This is a genomic window from Actinorectispora metalli, assembly GCF_056323685.1.
The window spans coordinates 3204524-3227724 of record NZ_JBREYE010000001.1 but is presented as its reverse complement, the minus strand read 5'-3'; the positions used below and the strand labels follow the sequence as shown (position 1 = coordinate 3227724).

Annotated in this window: 20 protein-coding genes; 10 read left to right on the top strand and 10 right to left on the bottom strand. The window is 69.7% G+C overall.

Annotated features, from left to right (window positions below; translation table 11 throughout):
* The first annotated feature begins 53 nt into the window (after nucleotides 1-53).
* The 6 genes from ACU6XJ_RS15145 to ACU6XJ_RS15120 all read left to right on the top strand — a co-directional run bounded on the left by ACU6XJ_RS15145 (nucleotide 54) and on the right by ACU6XJ_RS15120 (nucleotide 4614).
* Nucleotides 54-608 carry a hypothetical protein gene (locus ACU6XJ_RS15145; RefSeq protein ID WP_476311380.1) on the top strand — a complete coding sequence of 185 codons (555 nt, stop codon included), beginning with the start codon at nucleotides 54-56 and terminating at the stop codon, nucleotides 606-608.
* 387 nt (nucleotides 609-995) lie between these two features.
* The gene (locus ACU6XJ_RS15140) at nucleotides 996-1130 is read left to right on the top strand and encodes a hypothetical protein (protein ID WP_476311377.1); all 135 of its coding nucleotides are present in this window, start codon (nucleotides 996-998) and stop codon (nucleotides 1128-1130) included.
* 22 nt (nucleotides 1131-1152) lie between these two features.
* Nucleotides 1153-1692 carry a hypothetical protein gene (locus tag ACU6XJ_RS15135; protein WP_476311375.1) on the top strand — a complete coding sequence of 180 codons (540 nt, stop codon included), beginning with the start codon at nucleotides 1153-1155 and terminating at the stop codon, nucleotides 1690-1692.
* Between the two features lie 79 nt (nucleotides 1693-1771).
* Nucleotides 1772-2785, top strand: a complete 1014-nt coding sequence (locus tag ACU6XJ_RS15130; protein ID WP_476311372.1) for an ABC transporter ATP-binding protein — start codon at nucleotides 1772-1774, stop codon at nucleotides 2783-2785.
* Entirely contained in the window at nucleotides 2785-3654 is an 870-nt protein-coding gene (locus ACU6XJ_RS15125; RefSeq protein WP_476311369.1) for an ABC transporter permease, read from the top strand. Before ACU6XJ_RS15130 ends, ACU6XJ_RS15125 begins: the two co-directional genes overlap by 1 nt.
* Nucleotides 3655-3846: 192 nt before the next feature.
* A complete protein-coding gene (locus tag ACU6XJ_RS15120; RefSeq protein ID WP_476311366.1) occupies nucleotides 3847-4614 on the top strand; it encodes an MgtC/SapB family protein in 768 nt (255 codons plus the stop codon).
* Between the two features lie 39 nt (nucleotides 4615-4653).
* On the opposite strand, the gene ACU6XJ_RS15115 is transcribed toward ACU6XJ_RS15120, so the two are convergent.
* On the bottom strand, nucleotides 4654-5322 hold the full coding sequence (locus ACU6XJ_RS15115) for a TetR/AcrR family transcriptional regulator (RefSeq protein ID WP_476311363.1): 669 nt from the start codon (nucleotides 5320-5322) through the stop codon (nucleotides 4654-4656).
* 133 nt (nucleotides 5323-5455) lie between these two features.
* On the opposite strand from ACU6XJ_RS15115, the gene ACU6XJ_RS15110 reads away from it, so the two are divergent.
* Complete coding sequence (locus tag ACU6XJ_RS15110) at nucleotides 5456-6298, top strand: esterase/lipase family protein (protein WP_476311360.1); 843 nt, start codon at nucleotides 5456-5458, stop codon at nucleotides 6296-6298.
* A gap of 4 nt (nucleotides 6299-6302) precedes the next feature.
* Here the strand turns inward: ACU6XJ_RS15110 and ACU6XJ_RS15105 are convergent, their stop codons facing one another.
* Nucleotides 6303-6908, bottom strand: coding sequence for a hypothetical protein (locus tag ACU6XJ_RS15105; protein ID WP_476311357.1), 606 nt, complete (start codon nucleotides 6906-6908; stop codon nucleotides 6303-6305).
* A 289-nt stretch (nucleotides 6909-7197) separates the two neighbouring features.
* Between ACU6XJ_RS15105 and ACU6XJ_RS15100 the strand changes: the two genes are divergently transcribed.
* The 3 genes from ACU6XJ_RS15100 to ACU6XJ_RS15090 all read left to right on the top strand — a co-directional run bounded on the left by ACU6XJ_RS15100 (nucleotide 7198) and on the right by ACU6XJ_RS15090 (nucleotide 15143).
* Complete coding sequence (locus tag ACU6XJ_RS15100; RefSeq protein WP_476314031.1) at nucleotides 7198-11013, top strand: ABC transporter ATP-binding protein; 3816 nt, start codon at nucleotides 7198-7200, stop codon at nucleotides 11011-11013.
* Between the two features lie 123 nt (nucleotides 11014-11136).
* A complete protein-coding gene (locus tag ACU6XJ_RS15095; protein ID WP_476311354.1) occupies nucleotides 11137-14838 on the top strand; it encodes a multifunctional oxoglutarate decarboxylase/oxoglutarate dehydrogenase thiamine pyrophosphate-binding subunit/dihydrolipoyllysine-residue succinyltransferase subunit in 3702 nt (1233 codons plus the stop codon).
* Between the two features lie 125 nt (nucleotides 14839-14963).
* On the top strand, nucleotides 14964-15143 hold the full coding sequence (locus tag ACU6XJ_RS15090; RefSeq protein WP_476311352.1) for a DUF6104 family protein: 180 nt from the start codon (nucleotides 14964-14966) through the stop codon (nucleotides 15141-15143).
* Between the two features lie 47 nt (nucleotides 15144-15190).
* Here ACU6XJ_RS15090 and ACU6XJ_RS15085 read toward each other — a convergent pair whose 3' ends face one another.
* From ACU6XJ_RS15085 to ACU6XJ_RS15050, 8 genes are all read right to left on the bottom strand, one after another.
* Nucleotides 15191-15913 carry a hypothetical protein gene (locus tag ACU6XJ_RS15085; protein ID WP_476311351.1) on the bottom strand — a complete coding sequence of 241 codons (723 nt, stop codon included), beginning with the start codon at nucleotides 15911-15913 and terminating at the stop codon, nucleotides 15191-15193.
* Between the two features lie 98 nt (nucleotides 15914-16011).
* The gene (locus ACU6XJ_RS15080; RefSeq protein ID WP_476311349.1) at nucleotides 16012-16863 is read right to left on the bottom strand and encodes a hypothetical protein; all 852 of its coding nucleotides are present in this window, start codon (nucleotides 16861-16863) and stop codon (nucleotides 16012-16014) included.
* A gap of 131 nt (nucleotides 16864-16994) precedes the next feature.
* The gene (locus ACU6XJ_RS15075; RefSeq protein WP_476311346.1) at nucleotides 16995-17888 is read right to left on the bottom strand and encodes a hypothetical protein; all 894 of its coding nucleotides are present in this window, start codon (nucleotides 17886-17888) and stop codon (nucleotides 16995-16997) included.
* A 92-nt stretch (nucleotides 17889-17980) separates the two neighbouring features.
* Nucleotides 17981-18646, bottom strand: coding sequence for a TetR/AcrR family transcriptional regulator (locus ACU6XJ_RS15070; RefSeq protein ID WP_476311343.1), 666 nt, complete (start codon nucleotides 18644-18646; stop codon nucleotides 17981-17983).
* Between the two features lie 14 nt (nucleotides 18647-18660).
* A complete protein-coding gene (locus ACU6XJ_RS15065) occupies nucleotides 18661-19680 on the bottom strand; it encodes a PDR/VanB family oxidoreductase (protein WP_476311340.1) in 1020 nt (339 codons plus the stop codon).
* Nucleotides 19677-20558, bottom strand: coding sequence for a metal-dependent hydrolase (locus tag ACU6XJ_RS15060; RefSeq protein ID WP_476311337.1), 882 nt, complete (start codon nucleotides 20556-20558; stop codon nucleotides 19677-19679). The genes ACU6XJ_RS15065 and ACU6XJ_RS15060 overlap by 4 nt, the downstream gene beginning before the upstream one ends.
* Nucleotides 20559-20571: 13 nt before the next feature.
* Nucleotides 20572-22320: an SDR family oxidoreductase gene (locus tag ACU6XJ_RS15055; protein WP_476311334.1), complete on the bottom strand. Its 1749-nt coding sequence runs from the start codon at nucleotides 22318-22320 to the stop codon at nucleotides 20572-20574.
* Nucleotides 22317-23129, bottom strand: a complete 813-nt coding sequence (locus tag ACU6XJ_RS15050) for a M24 family metallopeptidase (RefSeq protein ID WP_476311332.1) — start codon at nucleotides 23127-23129, stop codon at nucleotides 22317-22319. The genes ACU6XJ_RS15055 and ACU6XJ_RS15050 overlap by 4 nt, the downstream gene beginning before the upstream one ends.
* Between the last annotated feature and the right edge of the window lie 72 nt (nucleotides 23130-23201).

Sequence of the window (23201 nt, the reverse complement as noted above, 5' to 3'; positions counted from 1 at the left end):
AATGTCGGTTATACCCGATGAGGAATGCCTTTTCCCTCAGTGAAGGAGCCGATGTGAACACCGGATTTCGCCGACTCGCGGTGCTGGTCGCGACGCTCGCCGCAGCCGTTTCGATCCAGCCCGCCGCCGGGGACCCCGCCGTCCTGCTGACCTGCGAGGGCAGCGTCACCGCCCGGTTCTCACCCGGGGTGACCGTCACCGACCGGGCGTTCACGGTGACGATCGAGAACGGCACCTTCGGCGCCTGCACCGACAACACGCCTGGCGGCGGGCCGAAGGTCACGGGCGGCACGTTCGCGCTACAGGAGGGTGCCGGTGCGTTCGGGTCGTGCCGCGGTGCGACCGGAAGCGGCGTGGTGGATGTTCGGTGGCAACTGGCGGACGGCAGCACCGACACCAGCGTCGTCCGGGGCAGCGTGCAGGCCTCGGTACGGCCGCTGACGTTCAAGGCGGCGGGTTCGGTGACGAGCGGACGCTTCGCGGGCTCCTCGCTGGTGGTGCCGCATCTGACCGGCGCGCCCGCGGTCAACCCGATGGACTGCCTGAGCGAGCAGGGGGTGACCGCGCTGTCGGGCACCGCACGCGGAGAACTGCGGGGAGCGCCCTGACGGGCAAGAAGTTGAGGAAGAAAAGGGGCGGCCCGCTCAACCGGCCTGGGGGTCACCGGGAGCGAGCCGCCGAGATGAATACTAAGCCATAGGTCCCCGGGTTGTCGGCACCGGGGGGCAACTTCTGGGTCACATCTGGCCAGAATCGGCCTAACGGGTGGCCGGAGCGGCAGACAAACGAGTGAATTTCAGACCTTCCCCTGTGTGTTTTCGCGCACTGAGCCGATGAAGCCACGGTGGAACCGCTAACCATGCCAACGGCCGACATCCCAGCCCGGCAATGGCTTCCGACCACGCCAAATGATCTTGGCCGGTGCGATGCCTGAGCCGCGGTGGTGGGTGGACTGCGCGGACCCCTTCGGGCGGGATCGCTCAGTCACTGTTTTGGTGGAAGACGACCAGGTGATCGTCGTCTCACCACCCGGGCAGGCAGCCGTGCTGTCGCCCGGACAGCTGGACCGACTGCGCACCACACTCGCGCAGGCGGTCGGCGAGGTGGCCGACAGACCCCGGCCGACCTGACCTGTACGCGAGGAGGAACACGATGGCGTGGCCACGCCGCAACAGGAAGAGACCCGGCACCGGAGCAGGGGCCTGGACGGGCCCCGAGGCCGGGAACTCGATCCTCCGCCAGGCGGTGATGGCCAGGCTGGCCGAACTCGACGAACTCTGCGAAGCCGAGGACCCTGGCGAATTGCTGCCGTTGGCCCGCACCGAGATGCAGCGGCTGGCCCAGGGTTGGCGGCTGTTGTTGACCGTGCACCAGCCCGATGGCGACGGCCGCTGCCGGGCCTGCCCCGGGCTGTGGAAACACAAGCGGTGGCCGTGCCAGATCTGGCTGCTCGCCCACCGGCACCTGTTGGGCGAGAACCAGACCAAGCCGCCCAGCCCACTGGCCCGGCTGCGCCGCACCCGGCGCGATGCCGAACCGGACCAACTGTCCGCCTCGCCGGAACACCGGGCGCTGGCTGCGGGTACGCAGGATGAGGAACGGCCCCCGGTGCCGCCGATGGGCGGGCTGGAGACCGACAGCGCCCGCATCCACCGCGCCGCCGTGGTCGAGCGGCGAATCTTCGAACTCTGAGAGCTACTCGCACCTCCGGTCAGGGCCATACGGCAGGATGGCGGCACGGCAAGGCTTTGCCCCATGGGCAGGAGGATGCGTGCTCCGCAGCGACGACGGCACCGGCCGCATCGTTGTCCGGGATCTGAGCAAGCAGTTCGGGCCGGTCACGGCGGTGCGCGGACTGAACTTCACGGTCGAGCCCGGCTCGGTGACCGGCTTCCTCGGACCCAACGGCGCGGGCAAGACCACCACCCTGCGGATGATCCTGGGACTGGTGCGCCCCACGCTGGGCACCGCGACGATCAGCGGACAACCCTACGACCGGCTGGCGAACCCGGCGACCGTGGTGGGCGCGGTGCTGGAGGCGCAGAGCTTCCACAGCAGCCGCACCGCCCGCGACCACCTGCGCTGCTACGCCGCCGCGATGGGCGTGCCCGACTCGCGGGTCGACCAGGTGCTGGAACTGGTCGGCTTGTCGGCGGTGGCGCGCCGGGCGGCGGGCGGGTTCTCGATGGGCATGCGGCAGCGGCTGGCGCTGGCCACCGCCCTGCTGGGCGACCCCCGGGTGCTGGTGCTGGACGAACCCGCCAACGGCCTCGACCCGGAGGGCATCTCCTGGCTGCGCGGCTTCCTGCGGGCCTTCGCCAAGACCGGGCGCACCGTGCTGATGTCCAGCCACCTGCTCGCCGAGATCGAGCAGACCGTCGACCAGTTGGTCGTGGTCAGCGAAGGACACTGCGTCTACTGCGGGGAACTGGACGAGTTGCGCGCGGGCAGGCAGGCCAGAGTGCTGGTGGAGACCGCCGAACAGCACCGGCTCGTGGAGGCGTTGCGGGCGGCAGGCATCACCGCCATCGAGTCCACCCGGGACGGCAGGCTGGCGATCACCGACGCGGAGAGCCTGCGCATCGCCGAGATCGCGCACCACGCCGGGGTGCTGATCTTCGGCATGCAGACCGAGCAGGTCGACCTGGAGCAGTTGTTCTTCCAGCTCACCACCTCCCCCAAGGCGCCGGACCCGCTGCTGCCTCGCAACCTGGGCTATCCGCTGGGCAGGCCCGTGCCTTCGGAGTGGGCGCGGCCCGCCGAGTCCGGAGAGGAGCGGGCCTGATGGGCAGGCTGCTCAGGGCCGAGTACCGCAAGATCTTCTCCACCAACCTGTGGTGGGGCCTGCTGATCGCACCGGTGGTGCTGGTGCTGCTGTCCACCTGGTTCTTCTCCTTCGTCGGCGCCTTCGAGGAGTTGCAGGAGAACTACGGCGGCGCGGTGCCCTCGGTACTGCTCGGCTTCGCCCGCAGCATGAACCTGGCGACGGTGTTCGCCGCGGTGTTCGGCGCGCTCGCCGTGTCCGGCGAGTTCCGCCACAAGACGATCACCACCAGCTATCTGACCGCCGAGTCCCGCACCGCCGTGCTGATCGCGAAGCTGGTGGCCTATGCGGGAATGGGCGCGCTGTACGGCGTGGTCACGGTGGTGTTCGCCAACCTCGGCGGGCTGCTCGGCTCCGGTGTCGACGGCTTCCCCGGGGCGGGCAGCTGGCTGGCGATGTGCCTGGCGGGCATCGCCTCGATGGTGCTGTGGACGCTGCTCGGCGTCGGCTTCGGCGCGTTGATCAGCAACCAGATCGGCGCGGTGCTGACGCTGGTGGTGTACGTGCTGCTGGTGGAGACGCTGTTCCTCAACCCGATCCTGTCCTTCTCCGGCATCCAAGATCTCCAGGCCTACCTGCCCAACGCCGCGGGCGGCGGCATCCTCAGCGATCTGGCCACCCAGCTGTTCATCGACGAGGTGACCGGGGGCAACGCGGTCAGCGGGGTGGACCGCGACCTGATCGTCTTCCTGGCGGGCGGCGTGACCTCGGTGTTCAACCGGCTGTCCACGGTGTCCACCTGGTGGGTCTCCGCGCTGGTGTTCCTGGGTTACACGGCCCTGTTCACCGCGCTGGGCTGGTGGGCGAACAAGCGTCGCGACGTGCTCTGATCCAAGCGAGGGCCCTCACACACCCTGGCCACGACGCCTGGCGAGCGCTTACCCTCGCCAGGCGAACCACGACCCGCAGGAGGTGAACCGGCGTGAGTTCCGACAGCCACAGTCGACCATCCATCACCCGGCCCTCCGGCTTTCGCTGATCTTCGCGTTCCCGGACGGCCGCAAGCCGAAAGGGAATCCGCGATGAACACTCTGGACATGCTGCTGCGCCTGGCCGCGGGCGCGAGCTTCGGCGCGGTGATCGGCCTCGAGCGCCAGTACCGCGCCCGGATGGCGGGCCTGCGCACCAACGCACTGGTCGCGATCGGCAGCACGCTGTTCGTGCTGCTGTCCGCGCACGGCTTCAGCGCCGTGCCCGACGCGGGATCGGCCGACCCGACCAGGGTCGCCGCCCAGATCGTCTCGGGCATCGGCTTCCTCGGCGCGGGCGTGATCCTGCGCGACGGCCTCAATGTGCGCGGGCTGAACACGGCGGCCACCCTGTGGTGCTCCGCCGCCGTCGGCGCGCTGGCGGGCGCGGGTCTGTTCCGGCCCGCGCTGGCGGGCACCGCGGTGATCCTGCTGGCCAACATCGGGCTGCGCAGCCTGGGCAGGTTCATCGACCGGGCGCCCACCGCGGGCGAGGAGTCCCGCACCGAGTACACCTTCCGCGCGATCACCAGCGACGACACCGAATCGCACATCCGCGCGCTGCTCGTGCAGTCGCTGACCGCCACCGGCTTCCGGCTGCTCGGCCTGGCCAGCCGCCGCACCGCCGACGGCCAGGTCGAGGTGATCGCGGACCTGGTCACCGACAACCGCGACGACCGCCAACTGGAGGCGGTGGTGAGCAGGCTGAGCCTGGAGCCGGGCCTGACCACCGTCCGCTGGGACGTCTGCGGCAGGCGCGACAACGAAGACGACGAGGACTACCCGGCGGAGCGCCGCCGCTTCTCCTTCCGCCGCCGCTGACCGGGGCGGGTGCGGCACCCCACGAGCCGCACCCACCCGTCAGTCCTCGGGCGGCGGCTTGGCGTTCATCATCCAGGTCACCTCGTCGGGGTTGGCTGAGGCGAAAAGCTGGCCGATGAAGGTGTCGCGGATGGCGGCGAAGAGCTGGTCGTGGTCGTCCTCCTGCGGATCGACCAGCTTGAGCAGGCCGTAGCCGAGGCCCAGCGCGACGAAGGCGCGGGCCTGATGGGGCTGCACGGCAGCGCCCGCGGCGGAGACACCCGCCTCGGCGGCCTTCTGGTAGGCGTGCAGAGCGTGTTTGGCCGGTTCCGCCAGCTCAGCGGTACGGGCACCGTTGATCAGCACCTCGTAAAAGGCCAGGCGGTGCTCCAGCGGCAGTTCGAGCACCCGGTCGGCGAACCAGGAACCGACATCGGCCGGTGATACCGAGCCCTCGGCACCGCGTCCCGCTATGGCCATCTCCTGTACCCGGCGGTCCACGAACGCGGTCAACGCCTCCGAGACAAGCTCGTCGATGGAGGAGAAGTAGTAGCTGACGGTGGCCAGCGGAACGCCCGCCCGCTCGGTTACCGCGCGGTGCGTCGTACCCGCGACACCCCGCTCGCCGACCACCTCCACAGCCGCCTTGAGCAGGGCATCCCGCCTCGGACGGGAGCGGCGCCCGGACGGCGGCTGCGGGTTCGGCGACTGCGGGTCGGACGGCGACATGCCGATCACTGTAGGCGCACTCCGGATGGCCCCCGCGTAAAAACTGGACGAGTTTCTTGGAAAATCTTCCAGGTTGGGAGTAGCGTGCCTCACACCTCGATCCTTTACTCACGAGTAACTTGGAGGCCCCAAGGTGCGCAGTCCTGTCCGCGCCCTCTCCGCGCTCGCCGCGCTCGCTCTGGCCGCGGCCCTGACACCGATGGCGACGGCGTCCCCCGCCGCCGAGAGCGAAGTCCCACCCGCAGTCGAATCACCGGCCCCCACGGGCTCCAACAACTGGAACTGCAAGCCGAGCAAGCAGCACCCTCGGCCGGTCGTGCTGCTGCACGGGTTCTTCGCCCCGGCAGCCGGGCACTGGAGTTCCTTCTCGCCGTACCTTGTCGCCCAGGGCTACTGCGTCTACGCGATCACGTACGGCACGACGTTCAGCAGCCTGTCCGGCGGGCACCGCGTGCTGCCGGAGTCCGCCGACCAGCTACGCCGGTTCGTGGACAAGGTGCTCGCCAAGACCGGCGCGGAGAAGGTCGACCTGGTCGGCCATTCCGAGGGCGGGATCATGCCCCGCTACTACCTGAAGAACCTCGGCGGCACCGAGAAGGTCGCCAACTTCGTGGCCTGGGCGCCGCCCAACCACGGCACGGACTTCGCGAACCTGGTCAAGCTCGGCGAGTTGACCGGGATCAACAAGACCGTGCTGCCGCTGGTCTGCAAGGTGTGTCCGCAGCTGATCACCGGCTCGGAATTCATCAAGGAGCTGAACTCGGGTCCGGACGAGACGCCCGGCGATGTTCGCTACACGGTGATCGTGAGCAAGTACGACACCCTCGTGGTACCGCACGAAACAAGCTGGCTGCGCGGTGACAACGTGCAGAACATCATGCTCCAGGACGTCTACCCCGCGGCGATGCCGGGACACATCGGCATGGCCTACGACTTGAGCGTCTTCCAGCTGACCACGAAGGCGCTGACGCGTTAGGCGGTCAGGGCTGCTCGCGCACGATCCGGCACGGGCAGCCCGGCTCGCAGTAGATCGTGAGGTGCGATTCCTCGCGCTGGGTCACGGTCTGCTGGGAGGTGACCGTCTGCTGCTGCCGAGAGGTGGTCTCGGTGGACTCGCTGGACTGCCAGGTGCTGCTGAACAGCCAGGTCTCCGTGGTTGAGAAGGCATCGCCGACGCTCGGCACCGAGACATCGGGGACGGGCAGCCCGGTGCGCTTGGGGTCCGGACCGGTGGGCCTGCGCCTGCCGGTCTGGTCCGCGGTCTGGACGTGGGAGGGCGTGGCTCCCGCGTCCGGCTTCGGCGTGGTGGTCGACGGCACCGGGATCACGGTGTTCGGCGGCGGCAGCGCCGACCCGGGGGTGTCGGTCGTGGGGCGGTCCATGGCGCCCGCGGCCTGGTCGACGGGGTGGACGCCCGCCAGGTTCCCGCCGGTCACCACGAAGTACAGCGCCAGCGCACCGGCGCCGAAGGCGGTGAGGCGGGCGGTGAGCATGGCTAACCGACCGGCTCTGGTGAGCTCGTCGTCGGCCAGCGCGGAGGACGGAAGATGCCGATTGCCGGTGGAATGCCGTGGCAGATAGGGCATTTTCGGTCCTCCCCGTTCTCCCCGCAAAGCAACGTGACTACATCAACACCTAACGATGTGAAAACACCGCCGCCGATAGTCTGCCTTATCGGGCAGACGGACATGGCAAGGCACTCCGTAACGCGTTAAACGCGAATCGGATTTCACTCATGATCGTATACACCGGAAATATCCGTGTATTGGTGTTCGGTCTCCAAAGCAGTGATTAGCCAGACATCCGACGAGTGTCGGCACCTCGTCCTAGTCTGGAGAGGTGCCGGACAGCAGAACAGATGACAGAAGTACCGCCATCCCTGCTGACAGACCCGATATCGGCTGGATAAGGCGCCTCGCGGGGGCTTGTTGGAAACATCCCGGCGTCACCGTCACCTCGGTGGCCGCCTCCGTGCTGGGTGTCGGAGTCCAGGCCGTCGGCCCGCTGCTGGTGGCCAGAACGGTCGATGACGCGGTCGCGGGCAGCACCGAGCGGCTGCCCTGGCTGGTCGGGGCGTTGATCGCGCTGGAGCTGCTGGCCTTCGGCACGGCGTTCCTGCGCCGCTATCTCGGCGGGCGGCTGTCCCTGGACGTCCAGCACGACCTGCGCAATGCCGTCTTCGGCTCGGTGCAGCGGCTGGACGGCGGCAAGCAGGACACGATGCGCACCGGGCAGATCGTCTCCCGCGCCATCACCGACCTCCAGTTGGTGCAGAGCCTGCTGTCGATGGTGCCCTTCGCGATCGGCACCGCGGTGTTCGCCCTCGCCGCCGTCGCGGCGATGCTCTGGCTCTCCCCGCTGCTCACCCTGGTGGCGCTGGTGGTGCTGCCCGCGGTCTGGACGGTCTCCGTGATCGGCAAACGGCGGCTCTTCCCGGCCACCTGGTCGGCCCAGCAGCGGGCCGCCGACATCGCCCAGCAGGTCGAGGAGACCGTCACCGGAGTGCGCGTGGTGAAGGGCTTCGGCCAAGAGGAGCGCGAGGTCGGGAGGCTGAGCCAGGCGGCGCGGCGACTGTTCGCCGAACGCATGCGCACCGCAAGGCTGGCCGCCCGGCCCACCGCCACCATGACGTCGCTGCCCGCCGCCGGGCAAGTCGCCGTGCTGGCCGTTGGCGGCCTGCTGGCGCTGCGGGGCGAACTCACCCTCGGCACCTTCCTCGCCTTCGCCACCTACATCGCCGGGCTGGTCGGCCCTTCGCGCATCCTGGGCAGCCTGATGATCACCGGTCAGCTGGCGCGGGCGGGCGTGGAGCGGGTGTACGAGCTGATCGACTCCCAGCCCGAGGTCAAGGAGACCCCGCGAGCCGTCGACCTGCCCGATTCGCCGCTGGCGGTGGAGCTGGACTCGGTGAGCTTCGGCTACACCCGCAGCGAGCCGGTGCTGGACGGGGTGAGCCTGTCGGTGGCGCCGGGCGAGACGCTCGCACTGGTCGGCACCGCGGGCTCGGGCAAGTCCACCGTCTCGCTATTGCTGCCGCGTTTCTACGACGTGCACTCCGGCGCCATCCGCATCGGCGGCACCGATATCCGCGAACTCCGGATCGCGGCCCTGCGCAAGGCCGTCGGCGTGGTGTTCGAGGAGGCGTTCCTATTCTCCGACAGCATCAGATCCAACATCGCCTACGGGCGGCCGGACGCGAACGAAGCCGAGATCGAGGCCGCCGCGCGGGCCGCGGAGGCGCACGAGTTCATCGCCGCGCTGCCCGATGGCTACGACACGGTGGTCGGCGAGCGGGGTCTGACGCTGTCGGGCGGGCAGCGGCAGCGGGTGGCGCTGGCCAGGGCGCTGCTGTCCAACCCGCGGGTGCTGGTGATGGACGACGCGACCTCGGCGGTGGACACCGCGACCGAGGCGGCCATCCACGCCACCCTGCGGCAGGTCACCGCGGAGCGCACCACGATCCTCATCGCGCACCGCCGCTCCACGCTGAGCCTCGCCGACCGGATCGCGGTGCTGGACGGCGGCGGGGTGGTCGACGTCGGCACCGAGGCCGAACTGCGCGAGCGCTGTTCGCTGTTCCGGGCGCTGCTGGCCGGTCCGGGCGAGGCCATCGAGGAACCCTCGGAGGAGTCCGCACCGCGCGCCTTGCAGACCGCGCGCACCGGCACCACACCCGAGCTGTGGCCCGCCGAAGAGGACGCCTCGCCCATGGCCGAGGGCGGCGCATACCAGCGGACCAGGCCCCAGGGGCCCACCGGACGGGGGCGCGGTGGCGGCCCGGTCGGCTCCATGATCGGCGATATGCCGCCGACGGAGGAGCTGCTGGAGGGTGTGCGGAAGCTGCCGCCCGCCACCGAGAAGCCCGATGTGGGTGCACTGGACCCGACCGCGCCCGATCCGGACTTCCGGCTGGCCAGGCTGCTGCGGCCGGTGCGGTGGCTGCTCGGCGGGGCCGCGGTGCTGGTGGCAGTGGAGGCGGTGGGTTCGCTGCTGGTGCCCACCCTGATCCGGCACGGCGTCGACCAGGGCGTGCTGACCGGCGACACGGGTTCGCTCGGCACGGCCGTGGTGATCGGCGCGGTCGTGGTGGCGGTCTGCTTCCTCGCACTGACCACACACACCGTGATCACCTCCCGCGCCGGAGAGACCGTGCTGTACCTGCTGCGGATGCGCAGCTACGCGCACCTGCAACGGCTGGGCCTGGACTACTACGAGCGCGAGATGGCCGGTCGGATCATGACCCGGATGACCACCGACGTGGACGCGCTGTCGACGTTCCTGCAAACCGGCATGGTCACCGCGGTGGTCAGTGTGCTGACCGTGGTGGGCATCGCGGTGGCGCTGCTGCTCACCGACCTCACGCTGTCGCTGGTGGCGATGGCGGTGCTGCCGATCCTGGTGCTGGCCACCTGGAAGTTCTCCAAGCTGTCCAGCCAGGCCTACGCGGAGGCGCGGGAGCGGGTCAGCGCGGTCAACGCCGATCTCCAGGAGAACGTCAGCGGTCTGCGGGTGTCGCAGTCGCTTGGCCGCGAGGAGCATTCCGCGCGGGCCTTCTCCGAGCGCAGCAGCGCCTACCGCAACTCGCGGCTGCGGGCGCAGCGCTACGTCGCCACCTACTTCCCGTTCACGCTGCTGCTGTCCGGGCTGGCCTCGGCCGCGGTGCTGACCGTCGGCGCGCACCGACTGGTCGCCGGTGAACTCACCCCCGGTGTGCTGCTGGCGTTCCTGCTCTACCTCGGGCTGTTCTTCTCGCCGATCCAGCAGCTGTCCTCGGTGTTCGACGGCTACCAGCAGGCCAAGGTGGGCCTGCACCGCATCGGCTCGCTGCTGCGCACTCCGTCCTCCGTTCGCCCAGCGGACACTCCGGTGGATGTTCCGTCACGGCTGCGGGGCGAGATCGAACTGCGCGAGGTGGAGTTCAGCTACGCGGGCACGAGGCGTCCCGCGCTGACCGGCGTGACGCTGAGGATCGCGCCGGGCGAGACCGTCGCACTGGTCGGCGCGACCGGCGCGGGCAAGTCCACGCTGGTCAAACTGCTCGCGCGGTTCTACGACGCGACCGGCGGCGCCGTGCTGGTGGACGGGGTGGACATCCGCGACTACACGTTGTCGGCCTACCGGCGCAGGCTCGGCGTCGTCCCGCAGGAGGCGCACCTGTTCACCGGGGACGTGGCCTACAACATCGCCTACGGCGACCAGGACGCCAGCCCCGCCGACATCGAGCGGGCCGCTCGGTCGGTCGGCGCGCTGAGCATGATCGCCAAGCTGCCGAAGGGCTTCCGGCAGCCCGTCGGCGAACGCGGGCAGGGCCTGTCCGCGGGTCAGCGACAACTGGTCGCGCTGGCCCGCGCGGAGTTGGTCTCCCCTGATCTGCTGCTGCTCGACGAGGCCACCGCGGCGCTCGACCCGGCCACCGAGGCCGACGTGCTGGCGGCCAGTGATCGGCTGGCCAGGGCCAGGACCACGATCGTCGTTGCGCACCGGCTCGGCACCGCGGCCAGGGCCGACCGGATCATCGTGCTGGACGGCGGGCGCATCGTCGAACAAGGCACCCACCGAGAGTTGGTTGCCTCCGACGGGTTCTATGCGAAGCTGTGGCGGGCGGGGTCGATGGAAGCCGAAAGCGGGCTGACCCAGACGGTCCAACCGGCATATGTCGCGGGCACGGCGCCCTCCGCAGGCGAACCCTGACGGTTGCTGTGACGCATTACTCCTTGCGGTCCACCCACTGTGTAACGAGTGCGCTGCCTGGAGGGCTAGCCTTAGTAAGCGGTATGAGAACTCCTAGCAGATGGATCGAGGCGAGCACGAGCCGTGTCCAGCAGTAGTCCTGCGTCACAGTTCGGCCCTAATGAGTGGCTAGTCGAGGAAATGTACGAGCAGTTCCTCAACGACCCCTCGTCCGTGGATTCGGCGTGGCATGACTTCTTCGCCGACTACAAGCCGAGCACCCGCGCTACCCCCAACGGCGGCACCGCGGCAGCAGGCACCGGTGGCGGAACCAGCACCGCCGCGAACACCAGCACCACCACCACCGAGGTCAACGGCGCGGCGCCCAAGACGGCCGCCGCCGATGTGCGCAGCCCGGCGAAGCCGACGCTGACGGCACCCACGGGCAAGCCGAGCCCGGCTTCCTCTCCCAGCGTCGCCCCGGTGAAGCCGGCGCAGGCCGACGCGGAGAGCAAGCCACTGCGGGGTGCCGCCGCGGCGATCGCCAAGAACATGCAGCAGTCACTGACCGTGCCGACCGCGACGAGCGTGCGGGCCGTGCCCGCCAAGCTGCTCGCCGACAACCGGATCGTGATCAACAACAGGTTGAAGCGAACCCGCGGTGGCAAGATCAGCTTCACGCACATCATCGGCTACGCCGTGATCAAGGCGCTGCACGCCTACCCCAACATGAACCGGCACTTCGCCGAGGTCAACGGCAAGCCCGGGGTCGCGACCCCGGAGCACGTGAACTTCGGCCTCGCCATCGACATGAAGGGCAAGGACGGCCAGCGCTCGCTGGTGGTGGCCTCGATCAAGGGCTGCGAGAACATGTCGTTCTCCCAGTTCTGGCAGGCCTACGAGGAGGTCATCCGCAAGGCGCGCAACAACGCGCTGACCGCGGACGACTTCGCGGGCACCACGATCTCGCTGACCAACCCCGGCACGATCGGCACCAACCACTCGGTGCCGCGGCTGCAGGCGGGTCAGGGCTGCATCGTCGGCGTCGGCGCCATGGAGTATCCGGCGCCGTTCCAGGGCACCAGCGAGAAGGCGCTGGTCGAGATGGGCGTCTCGAAGATCATCACGCTCACCTCGACCTACGACCACCGCATCATCCAGGGCGCCGAGTCTGGCGAGTTCCTCAAGCGCATCCACCAGTTGCTGCTGGGCGAGGACGGCTTCTACGACGACATCTTCACCTCGCTGCGGATCCCGTACGAGCCGATCCGCTGGGTACAGGACATCCCAGAGGGCGCCGTCGACAAGACCGCCCGCGTGCTGGAGCTCATCGACGCCTTCCGCACCCGCGGCCACCTGATGGCCGACACCGACCCGCTGAACTACCGCCAGCGCAAGCACCCCGACCTTGACGTCCTCAGCCACGGCCTGACGCTGTGGGACCTGGACCGCGAGTTCGCCGTCGGCGGCTTCGCGGGCAAGGAGCGGATGAAGCTGCGCGATGTGCTCGGCGTGCTGCGGGACTCCTACTGCCGCACCGTCGGCGTGGAGTACATGCACATCCTGGAGCCCGACGAGCGCGCGTGGCTGCAGGAGCGGGTCGAGGTGCCGCACACCAACCCCGACCCGAGCGAGCAGAAGTACATCCTGTCCAAGCTCAACGCCGCCGAGGCCTTCGAGACGTTCCTGCAGACCAAGTACGTCGGGCAGAAGCGGTTCTCGCTGGAGGGCGGCGAGACCGTCATCCCGCTGCTGGACGCGGTGCTGGACAAGGCCGCCGAGCAGGAGTTGGACGAGGTCGTCATCGGCATGCCGCACCGCGGCAGGCTGAACGTGCTGGCCAACGTGGTCGGCAAGCCGATCTCGCAGATCTTCCGCGAGTTCGAGGGCAACCTGGACCCCGGCCAGGCGCACGGCTCCGGCGACGTGAAGTACCACCTCGGCGCGGAGGGCAAGTACTTCCGCATGTTCGGCGACGGCGAGGTGCGGGTCTCGCTGACCGCGAACCCCTCCCACCTGGAGGCCGTCGACCCGGTGCTGGAAGGCATCGTGCGGGCCAAGCAGGACATCCTGAACAAGGGCCAGGAGGGCTTCACCGTCGTCCCGGTGCTGCTGCACGGCGACGCGGCCTTCGCGGGCCAGGGTGTGGTCGCCGAGACGCTGAACCTGGCGCTGCTGCGCGGCTACCGCACCGGCGGCACCGTGCACGTGGTGATCAACAACCAGGTGGGCTTCACCACCGCGCCGCAGCACAGCCGCTCCAGCGAGTACTGCACCGACGTGGCGAAGATGATCGGCGCGCCGGTCTTCCACGTCAACGGCGACGACCCCGAGGCCTGCTTCTGGGTGGCCAAGCTGGCGATGGACTACCGCCGCAAGTTCGGCAAGGACGTCGTGATCGACATGATCTGCTACCGCAGGCGCGGTCACAACGAGGGCGACGACCCCTCGATGACCCAGCCCGCGATGTACGAGGTCATCGACACCAAGCGCTCGGTCCGCAAGACCTACACCGAATCGCTGATCGGCCGCGGCGACATGTCCGTCGAAGAGGCCGAGAACGCGCTGCGCGACTACGCCAGCCAGCTGGAGCACGTCTTCAACGAGGTGCGCGAGCTGGAGAAGCACACCGCGGCGCCCAGCCCTTCGGTGGAGTCCGAGCAGCAGATCCCGCTGCAACTGGACACCGCGATCAGCAACGAGACGCTGGAGCTGATCGCCGACGCGCACGTCAACCTGCCCGAGGGCTTCCAGCCGCACCCCAGGGTCAAGCCGGTGCTGGAGCGCCGCGCCAAGATGGCCCGCGACGGCGGTATCGACTGGGCCTTCGCCGAGCTGCTGGCCTTCGGCTCGCTGTGCAAGGAGGGCAGGCTGGTCCGGCTGGCCGGACAGGACTCCCGCCGCGGCACGTTCGTGCAGCGGCACGCGGTGCTGATCGACCGCAAGACCGGCCAGGAGTACACGCCGCTGCAGAACCTGTCCGAGGAGCAGGGCCGCTTCATGGTCTACGACTCGGCACTGTCGGAGTTCGCCGCGCTCGGCTTCGAGTACGGCTACTCGGTGGCCAGCCCCGGTTCGCTGGTGCTGTGGGAGGCGCAGTTCGGTGACTTCGTCAACGGCGCGCAGCCGGTGATCGACGAGTTCATCTCCTCCGGCGAGGCCAAGTGGGGCCAGCGCAGCGACGTGGTGATGCTGCTGCCGCACGGCCACGAGGGTCAGGGCCCCGACCACACCTCGGGCCGCATCGAGCGGTTCCTGCAACTGTGCGCCGAGGGCTCGATGACCGTCGCGGTGCCATCCACCCCGGCGAACTACTTCCACCTGCTGCGCCGTCACGCGCTGGACGGCGTGAACCGGCCGCTGGTGGTGTTCACCCCCAAGCAGCTGCTGCGGCTGCGGGCGGCGACCAGCCCCGTGTCGGACTTCACCGCGGGCAGCAAGTTCTGGTCGGTGCTGGACGACCCGACGGTGAAGGACGCCGCCGCGGTCAAGCGGGTGCTGCTGTGCAGCGGCAAGATCTCCTACGAACTGCACGCGGCTCGCGAGGAAGCGGGCCGCAAGGACGTGGCGATCGTGCGCGTCGAGCAGCTGTACCCGGTGCCGACCAAGAAGCTGAAGGCCGCGCTGGAGAAGTACCCGAACGCCGATGAGGTGTTCTGGGTGCAGGAGGAGCCCGCCAACCAGGGCGCCTGGCCGTTCTTCGGCCTCGCGCTGCCCGAGCTTCTCCCCGACCGGCTCAGCGGCCTGCGCCGCATCTCCCGCCGCCCGATGGCCGCGCCGTCCTCCGGTCTGAAGGCCGTGCACGACGTGGAGCAGAAGGAGATCATCTCCAAGGCGATCGGCTAGCCGACGCCCGATGGCGAACCGAAGGTGGCCTCCCCTGTCGGGAAGGCCACCTTCGTCGTCTCGGGCGGGCGGCGGGTGGTTAGGCTGCTCCGGCCACTGAGGTTGAGCTGCTAGGAGTCCGCTGGATGTACTTCACCGATCGGGGCATCGAGGAGCTTGAGGAGCGACGCGGCGACGAGGACGTGAAGCTGGCCTGGCTGGCCGACAAGATGCGTGCCTTCGTCGACGACAACCCCGACTTCGAGGTCGCCATCGAGCGCTTCGCCACCTACCTCGCCCGCGACGACTCCGACGAGGACGAATAGCCCCTCGCGAGTGGGTTGTTCGGAACCCGATCAGGCAGGCGAGTGGGTCAGGTCGGGGCCAGGCAGAGCGCCCCATAGCGCTTGTTGGGCGCGGAAAGCTGCACCGGCTCGGTGCCTGCCGCGCAATCGGACTTGGTCTTGGCCAGCGCCAGCACCTTGCGGGTGCCGGGGGTGGCGCACTTCTCCTCGCGGTAGCTGGTGGCGGTCAGCGCCAGGCAGTCACCGGCACGCAGCAGGCCGCCGCCCATCCCGGGGTCGCCTGGGTGGTCGGCGCCGAGGTTGACCATGCAGGCGGCCGACGACGGCAGTCCCGCCGCTGTGCTGTCGCGGCCGAAGGTCTTGCTCACCACCACCACGACGTCGGTGTTCTCGGGGCAGTCGATGTCGTGGCCGACGTCCTGTCCCGACGGCGGCGGATCGGTCAGCTTGACCACCTTGGCCAGCGCGTCGGTGTCGCTGCACGGCACCGGCTCGTACCACTGGCCCGGCTCGGTGCGCTTGGTGTCGCGCTGGGCGCATTCCCCCGCCGCCCAGTCCCGGGTCTCGGTGGAGGGGTTCCGGTCGCCGCCGAGGATGGCCCAGCCGAGCAGGCCGATGATCACCAGCAGCCCGAGCACGCCCGCGATCATGCCGATCAGCGTCTGGTTGGGCCGCTTCGGCGGCGGGGCCTGCGGGGCGTAGGCCAACCCGGACAACACGGGCGGCGGTGGGGCTTCCGGCGGGCCGCCCGGGGTCGACCAGTGTTGATCCGGCGGTCCAGGCTGCGTCAAATCCCACCTACCTCGTCGCGGCGTTCACGCGTCCGGGGGATTATCCGGCAGACCGGCGGTGCTCCGAAAGGAGGCTCGCACCGCCGGTTCGCGTTCGATCAGGCCGGTGCGACGCAGATGGCCCCGAATCGGCGTGCGGGCTTCTGGAGGGTGAACGTGGTCGTCTCCGGCCCGCACTCCTCCCCTGTCATCGGCAACGCGACGATCTTGCCAGCGCCCGGCGTGCCGCAGGCCACCTCGCCCTGACCCTCGACAAAGCAGTCGCCGACCAGGGTCATGCCGCCGCCCTTGCCCAGATCGCCGGGGTGCTCGCCGGACAGGTTGCGGGCGCACATCGTCGCGGTGGGCTTGCTCGAGGTAGTGGTGCCGAAGCGGGTCCGGACCTCCTCGTAGAACAGGATCAGGTCGGAGTCCTGCGGGCAGTCCGTGTCGTCGCTGTCCATCGTGGGCGGCAGCGCCGAGATCCTGGTGACCTTCGCGATGGCCCGCGACTCGGAGCATTCCACGGCCTGGTAGCTGTCCGGACCGCTCGAAGGGTCGGCGGCGACGCATCCGCCGACCTCGAAGTCCCGCACGGTCACGTTCGCGGCCGAACTCGCCCCTGTGGTGGGGCCGCCTGCCGTGGGGTCGCTCTTCTTGTCCCCGCCCGAACCCGTGATCGCGAGCAGGCCGATGACCAGGGCCAACCCGACGACCCCTGCCAGGATGCCGATCAACGCGCCCTTGGACTTCTTGGGCGGCGGCCCGAATCCGCCCGGTGGCGGCGGGAAACCCGGCGGGTAGCCGGGCGGACCTGCGGGAGGCGGGAAGCCGGGCGGAACCTGCTGCTGTTGGCCGGGAGGCGGAAACCCGGGAGGCGGCGGAAAGCCGGGCTGCTGCGGGTGCGGCGGAACCCCCTGCGGCCCACCCTGATTCGGCCATGGCTGGTTGGGTGGTCCCGACTGCGTCATCTCTGCACCTACCGGATCGTGTTGGCTGGCCAGGGAATTATTGGGCCTGCGGGTTCGGCGAGGGTGCGAAATGAAAGAAATCGGCCCGCCGAATCAATCACAATTTCGACGGGCCGATTCAATGCACGTATTTATTGCGGCGCCGTGCAGATCACCGTGTAGCGGCGGCCGATGCTGAGCATCAGCTCGATCGGCTCGGTGGTGCCCGGCGGGCAGGACGCCTTGTCCTTGGTGAGGCCGGTGACCTTCACCGTCCCCGGTGTGGCGCAGGGTGCCTCGTTGATCTTGCCGCCCGCGGTGGTGACGCAGTCGCCCGCCAGTAGCTGGCCACCGCCCATGCCGAGGTCGCCGGGGTGGTCGCCGGAGATGTTGCGCCCGCAGACGGTGGCGTCGGGCAGGCCCGCCGAGGAGCTGGACCCGCCGAAGGTGCGGGTCACGGTGATGATGATGTCGGTGCCCGCCGGGCATTCCGGCTCGGTCATGATCTGGGCGTCGGTCATCTTGAGGATCTTCACGGTGGCGGCGCTGTCCGAGCAGTCCTTGGGCTCGTAGCCGTCCGGCGGCCGCTTCGGGTCGGGCGCCACGCAGCCGCCCTCCTTGAAGTCACCGGACTTCTTGGGCGCGGAGGTGCTGGTGACGGGCGCCGCGGTGGAGGAGTCCTTCTTCTCGCCCGCGCTGTTGAAGGCGTAGACCACCCCGGCGATGATGAGCAGCAGCACGAGGCCACCGCAGCCCAGCAGGGTGAACAGCACCGCCTTGTTGCCCTTCTTGGGCGGCTGTCCGCCGGGGTAGCCCGGGTAGCCGGGCTGTCCTGGGTATCCGGGCGGTTGCCCGTAGCCCGGCTGCGCGCCGGGAAAGCCGGGCTGCTGACCGGGATACCCCGGTTGCGGGCCGGTTCCGGGCGGCGGCGGGAAGCCGGGCTGTCCCTGCGGGTAGCCCTGCTGCGGGTAGCCGGGCTGCCCCGGATAAGGCTGGCCTTGACCCTGGTTCGGCCATGGTTGATCCGGCGGCCCCGGCTGTGTCATTTCCCCCACCTGTTCTGCCGATGATGTGACGTCTGGGAGGGATTATCCAGTGCCGCCGTCAGCCGAATGGGGCAGTCCCGGAATCGGCTTGATCACAGTTCAGCGGTGATCTTCTCGTACAGCGCGGCGGCCGCGGGATCCCGCGTGGTGGTCGCCGCGCCCATGCCGAGCAGTTGGTCGATCAGCCAGCCGACCAGCTCCTCCCGCGGCAGGTTGCGCTCCTGCAACCAGATCAGCAGGGTGCCCTCGACCACCGCGATCCAGCAGCGCAGGGTGAGCCGGATGTACGGGGTCAGCTCGGTGACACCGGCCCGCCGGAGGATCTCCTCCATGGCGACCTCGCGCACCTCGTCGATGAGCGAGTCGGTCTCCGAGGTCGCCACCACCGAACCGTTGCGCAGCAGCGCGATGTAGCCCTTGGCGTGTTCCTCCGCGAAGTCCAGGAACACGCCCACCGCGTACCGAAGCTGCTCGAGCAGACTGCCCTCGACGGGCCTGCGCAGCCGCGGGATCAGCTCGTCCACGGCGGTGCGCAGCGCGGCGACGTGCAGCTCACGGATGCTGCCGAAGTGCCGGTAGAACAGCGCCCTGGACACATCGGCGGCCGCCACCACGTCGTCGACGGTCACCAGCTCGGGCTGGCGGGTGCTGAACAGCTCCAGGGCGTTGGCGATGAGGTCCTCCCGCCGCTTCCCCGGCGCCATCCGCCGCGGCTTGCGTGCAGCCTCGGGGACGGCGAGGTCGGAGATCTCCGTCATGTCCCCTCGCCCGGTCACAGGTCCAGCACGACCCGGCCCTCGGGCCTGGTCACGCAGATCAGCATGCCCTCCGGGTTGGCGTGATCGCCAACCGTCCGCACCCGGCAGGTTCCGCAGAATCCCTGCCTGCAGGAGTAACCGATGTCCGGCAACTCCGCCCGGATGACCTCCAGCGCGGAGCGGTCGGCGGGCACCCGCAGGGTTGTGCCGCTGCGGGCGAGCACGACCTCGAAGGGCTCGCCGTCCACAATAGGCGGCGGGCTGAAGCGTTCGGAGTAGAACGGGCTGCGGCTGTCCACTTCCCGCCGCACCCCGGCGATCATGGGCGCCGGACCGCAGCAGTACACCGAGGTGCCGGGACGGGCGTCCAAGGTCAGCTTCGCCGCGTCGGGCGGTCCGCCGAACTCGTCGTCCGGGCGGATGAACACCCGGCTCGCGTCCAGCGCCGCGAGTTCGCCGAGGAAGGGCATCGTCGTCCGGGAGCGTCCGGCGTAGACCAACTGCCAGTCCAGACCCGCCCTGACGGCGGCCTTGACCATGGGCAGGATCGGCGTGATGCCGATGCCGCCCGCCAGGAACAGGTAGCGCGGCGCCCGCACGAAGGGGAACGCGTTGCGCGGACCGCGGATGACGAGATCGGTCCCTCGGTTCAGCGCGTGCACCTCGGCGGAGCCGTCACCGCCGGGGATGCGCCGCACCGCGATCCGGTAGCCGGACTCCGCAGGGTCGCCGCACAGCGAGTACTGGCGCACCCTGCCGGAGGGCAGCAGCAGGTCGAGGTGGTGGCCGGGCTGCCAGCGCGGCAGCGGGCGGCCGTCGCGGGAGGCCAGCCGCAGACTCACCACGTCCTCCGCCTCCGGGGTGACGGCCACCAGCCGCACCGGGATGTCGCGATCCACGGCGCTCACCGGCGGCCGGGTGCGGCCGCTGCGCTTGGCCAGGAACTCGTAGCCGCCCGACACGGCCCGCAGCACCCGCAGGAACCGGTCCTCGCGGGCGCCGCCGAACAGCGAGCGGGGAACGTCCTGGGTCACCGCTGCGCCGTCCTGGCCGCGGGAGAGCCCGCCAGGTAGGCGACGGCCTGCTCGGTGGAGCCGTCCTGGCTGGGGTGGTAGGAAGGCTTGAAGTACTTCAGCAGCACCCGCAGCAGCGGGACGAGCTTGGGCAGCCGTCCCATCCGGCCCGCCCGGAACACGTTCCGCCACCGCGATGTGACGATGCCGCCGAGGATCGGGTCGGCGGCCATCAGGAACCGCACGCCGCGGGACCACCACAGCAGCAACATCGGCGCCACGACGAACATCGCCCGCACCCGCCGCCAGTACCGCCCGTCGACGTGCTGGTACACGTCGAATGCCACGGCGCGGTGCTCGACCTCCTCGGCGCCATGCCAGCGCATCAGGTCCAGCATGGTCGGGTCGGCCCCGGCCGCGTCCAGTGCCTTGGCGTCCAGCACCCACTGGCCCAACACGGCGGTGATGTGCTCGACGGCCGCCACCACGGCCAGCCGCTCGATCAGCCACTCCTGCCGTTGTTCGGCAGGCAGGTCGCGGTCTCCGAGCACCCGCTGGAACAGCCACTCCACCTGCTCGACGTAGGGCGTCGGGTCGAGACCCTGGACGCGCAGGTGGTCCTGGGCGCCTTGGTGGGACTCGGCGTGCATGGCCTCCTGGCCCGCGAAGCCCAGCACATCGGCGCGCAGCTTGTCGTCCTTGATCAGCGGCAGCGCCTCGTGGAACACCTTGACGAACCAGCGCTCTCCCTCTGGCAGCAGCAGATGCAGCATGTTGAGGGTGTGCGTGGTCTGCGGGTCGCCGGGAATCCAGTGCAGCGGCAGGTTCGACCAGTCGAAGGACACATCGCGTGCCTCGAGCACCAGGTTGTCCGGCTCCTCGATCCGGTTGTCGCTCACGGCGGTTGGCCTTTCAGGACGGGGTGAGGTCGTAGCGGGCCGCGGTGCGCAGCAGGCCGGGGGTGAGCCGGGACAGCAGCAGCCCGGCGTGCGCCTCCGGGGTGACCGGGGCGACGGGCTTGTTGCCGCGCACGGCCTTGAGGATGGCTTTGGCGGTGCGTTCCGGGGTGTAGTTGCGCCGCCCGTAGAGCTTCGCGGTGGCGGTCTGCCTGCGCGCGGCCTCGGCGTCATCCAGTCCGACGAAGGTGGTCGTCCTGGTGATGTTGGTGTTGACGATGCCGGGGCAGATGGCGGTCACGCCGATGCCGTGCTCGGCCAGTTCGGCCCGCAGGCACTGGGTCAGCGTGAGCACCGCCGACTTGGTGGTGGCGTAGGCGGGCAGCGTCTTGGAGTACAGGTAGGCGGCGGCGGAGGCGATGTTGACGATGTGCCCGCCGTCGGCCTGGGCGACCATCCGCTCGGCGAAGAACCGCGAGCCGTGGATCACGCCCCACAGGTTGACGTCGATGACCCGCTCCCAGTCCGCGGTGGACGTCGACAGCAGCGGGCCCGCCATGCCGATGCCCGCGTTGTTGACCACCACGTCCGGCACCCCGAACCGCTCGCACACGGTGTCGGCGAACTCGGCCATGGCCTTCTCGTCGGCCACGTTCACAACGTGCGCGCTCGCGTGGACGCCCAGCAGTTCGGCCAGTTCCGCGGTCCGACCCGCGGCGGCCTCGTCGATATCGGCGACCACCACGTCGGCGCCCTGCCTGGCGAACTCCAGCGCCGTGGCGCGACCGATCCCGCTGCCGCCGCCGGTGATCACCGCGAGTTGGTGCGCGAACGGGGGTTGCGGCGTCGCGGTGACCCTGGCGCGGCGCATTCGCCGCGATTCCGGAGCTCCTGCCAACAGGTCGATGTGCTCGGTGACCGCGTCGGCCACGATGTCGGGGCGGCTGCGCGGCAGCCAGTGGCCCGCCGCGATCCGGCGGACCCGCAGGTCGGAGGCCCATTTTCCGATTTCGGTCTGCATGGCGACACCGACGAAGCGATCCCTGGTCGGGGCGAGCACCTGGACGGGGACGTCGGTGGCGCGCGGTTGCGGGCGCAGCAGTCTGGGCAGCATGTTCGCCCGGTACAGCTCAAGGCCGGGCACCGCGTCCACCGGATGCGGATCGACCAGTTCCCCGCTCTCGGCGCCTGCCGCGAGCAGCCGGAACACCCGTTGCAGGGCGCCGGTGCGCCAGCCCGTCTCGGGCAGCCAGGGCAGGTGGAAGAAGCCGATGTAGAGGCTGGAGGTGGCCTGTGCCAGGAACTTGCCCAGTGAGCCTGCGCGCAGCTTGTCCCGCAGCCAGGCGCCCGCGTAGTCCAGTGACGGCCCGGAGATCGAGGTGTAGGAGGCGATCCGGTCGCGGTAGGCCGGTTCGGTGACCGCGTGCCAGGTCTGGATGGAACCCCAGTCGTGGGCCAGCAGGTGCACCGGCCGTTCCGGGCTGACCGCGTCCATCACGGCCTTGAGGTCGGCGGCCAGCCGGTCCAGCAGGTAGGCCGAACGCTGCTGGGGCCTGCTGGACTCGCCCGCGCCGCGCACGTCGTAGGTCACCACGTGGAAACGCCCGCGCAGCCGCGCCACGACGCCGTCCCACATGCTCTTGTTGTCGGGGTAGCCGTGCACGCAGACGATCGTCGGCGCGGTCGGGTCACCCCATTCCACGACCGCGAGTTCCACTCCGTCGTCCATCCGCAGCCTGCGGCCGCGTGCGTCCTGTGCCGTCATGCCGGGCCCTTCTGCCAGCGCCGCACATGCGGCAGATCGTCGTCAAGCCAGAACGCGGTGTCCTCGGTGACCACCAGGATCTCCTCGAACTTCACGCCGACGTCCTCGAAACCGATATGCGGCTCCACCGCCCACATCCCCGGGGTGGCGGGGTGGTTGGAGATCTTCCCGTTGGCCCACAGCGGGGAGCGGTGGTGCATGCGCTCGACCAGCAGGTCGCCGAACAGGGTCTGTAGCGAGCGGATGCCGAAGCCCCCCACGATGAACTTGGGCAGCCGGGAGGTCACCTTGCCGACCTGGTGTGCGATCACCCGGCCCGGGTAGACCCGGTGCCGGTTGTGGTAGCCGTGCCGGGTGATCAACGCGTCAACGTCGTGGTAGATCTCCATCAGCGTGCGGCCCGCGCGCACCCGCTCCAGGATGAGCTCGCGGTACTCCCGGAGATCGGTCATGAGCTTGTCGAAGATGCGGTTCTCGCCGAGGCAGCCCGCGTAGCCGATATCGGCGACGTAGCCCTCGCGGACCGGCGCGCAGTCCAGGATGTAGGGCATCCCCTCGGTCAGCGCGCGGTCGCTCGGGAAGAACTGCAGCGGGGTGCGGAACCCGCGGAACGCGGTCCGGTCCCCGAACCAGGCGAACGGCGTGTGGAACCAGTCCTGGACTCCACGAGCGGTCAGCCACTCCCGCAGCCGCCGCGCCGCTTCCTTCTCCGTCACACCGGCTTCCAGCGTCGCGGCCACCGCCTGCGCCCCCTCGTAGGCAAGCTGCTGCAACTCCCGGAACATCGCCAACTCTGTGGCGTCGGTCACCACCTTATGAGACACAATGTCATAGTAGACACTCTGTCAACTAGTGCATGACTGGCACAGGTGTAGGCTTAG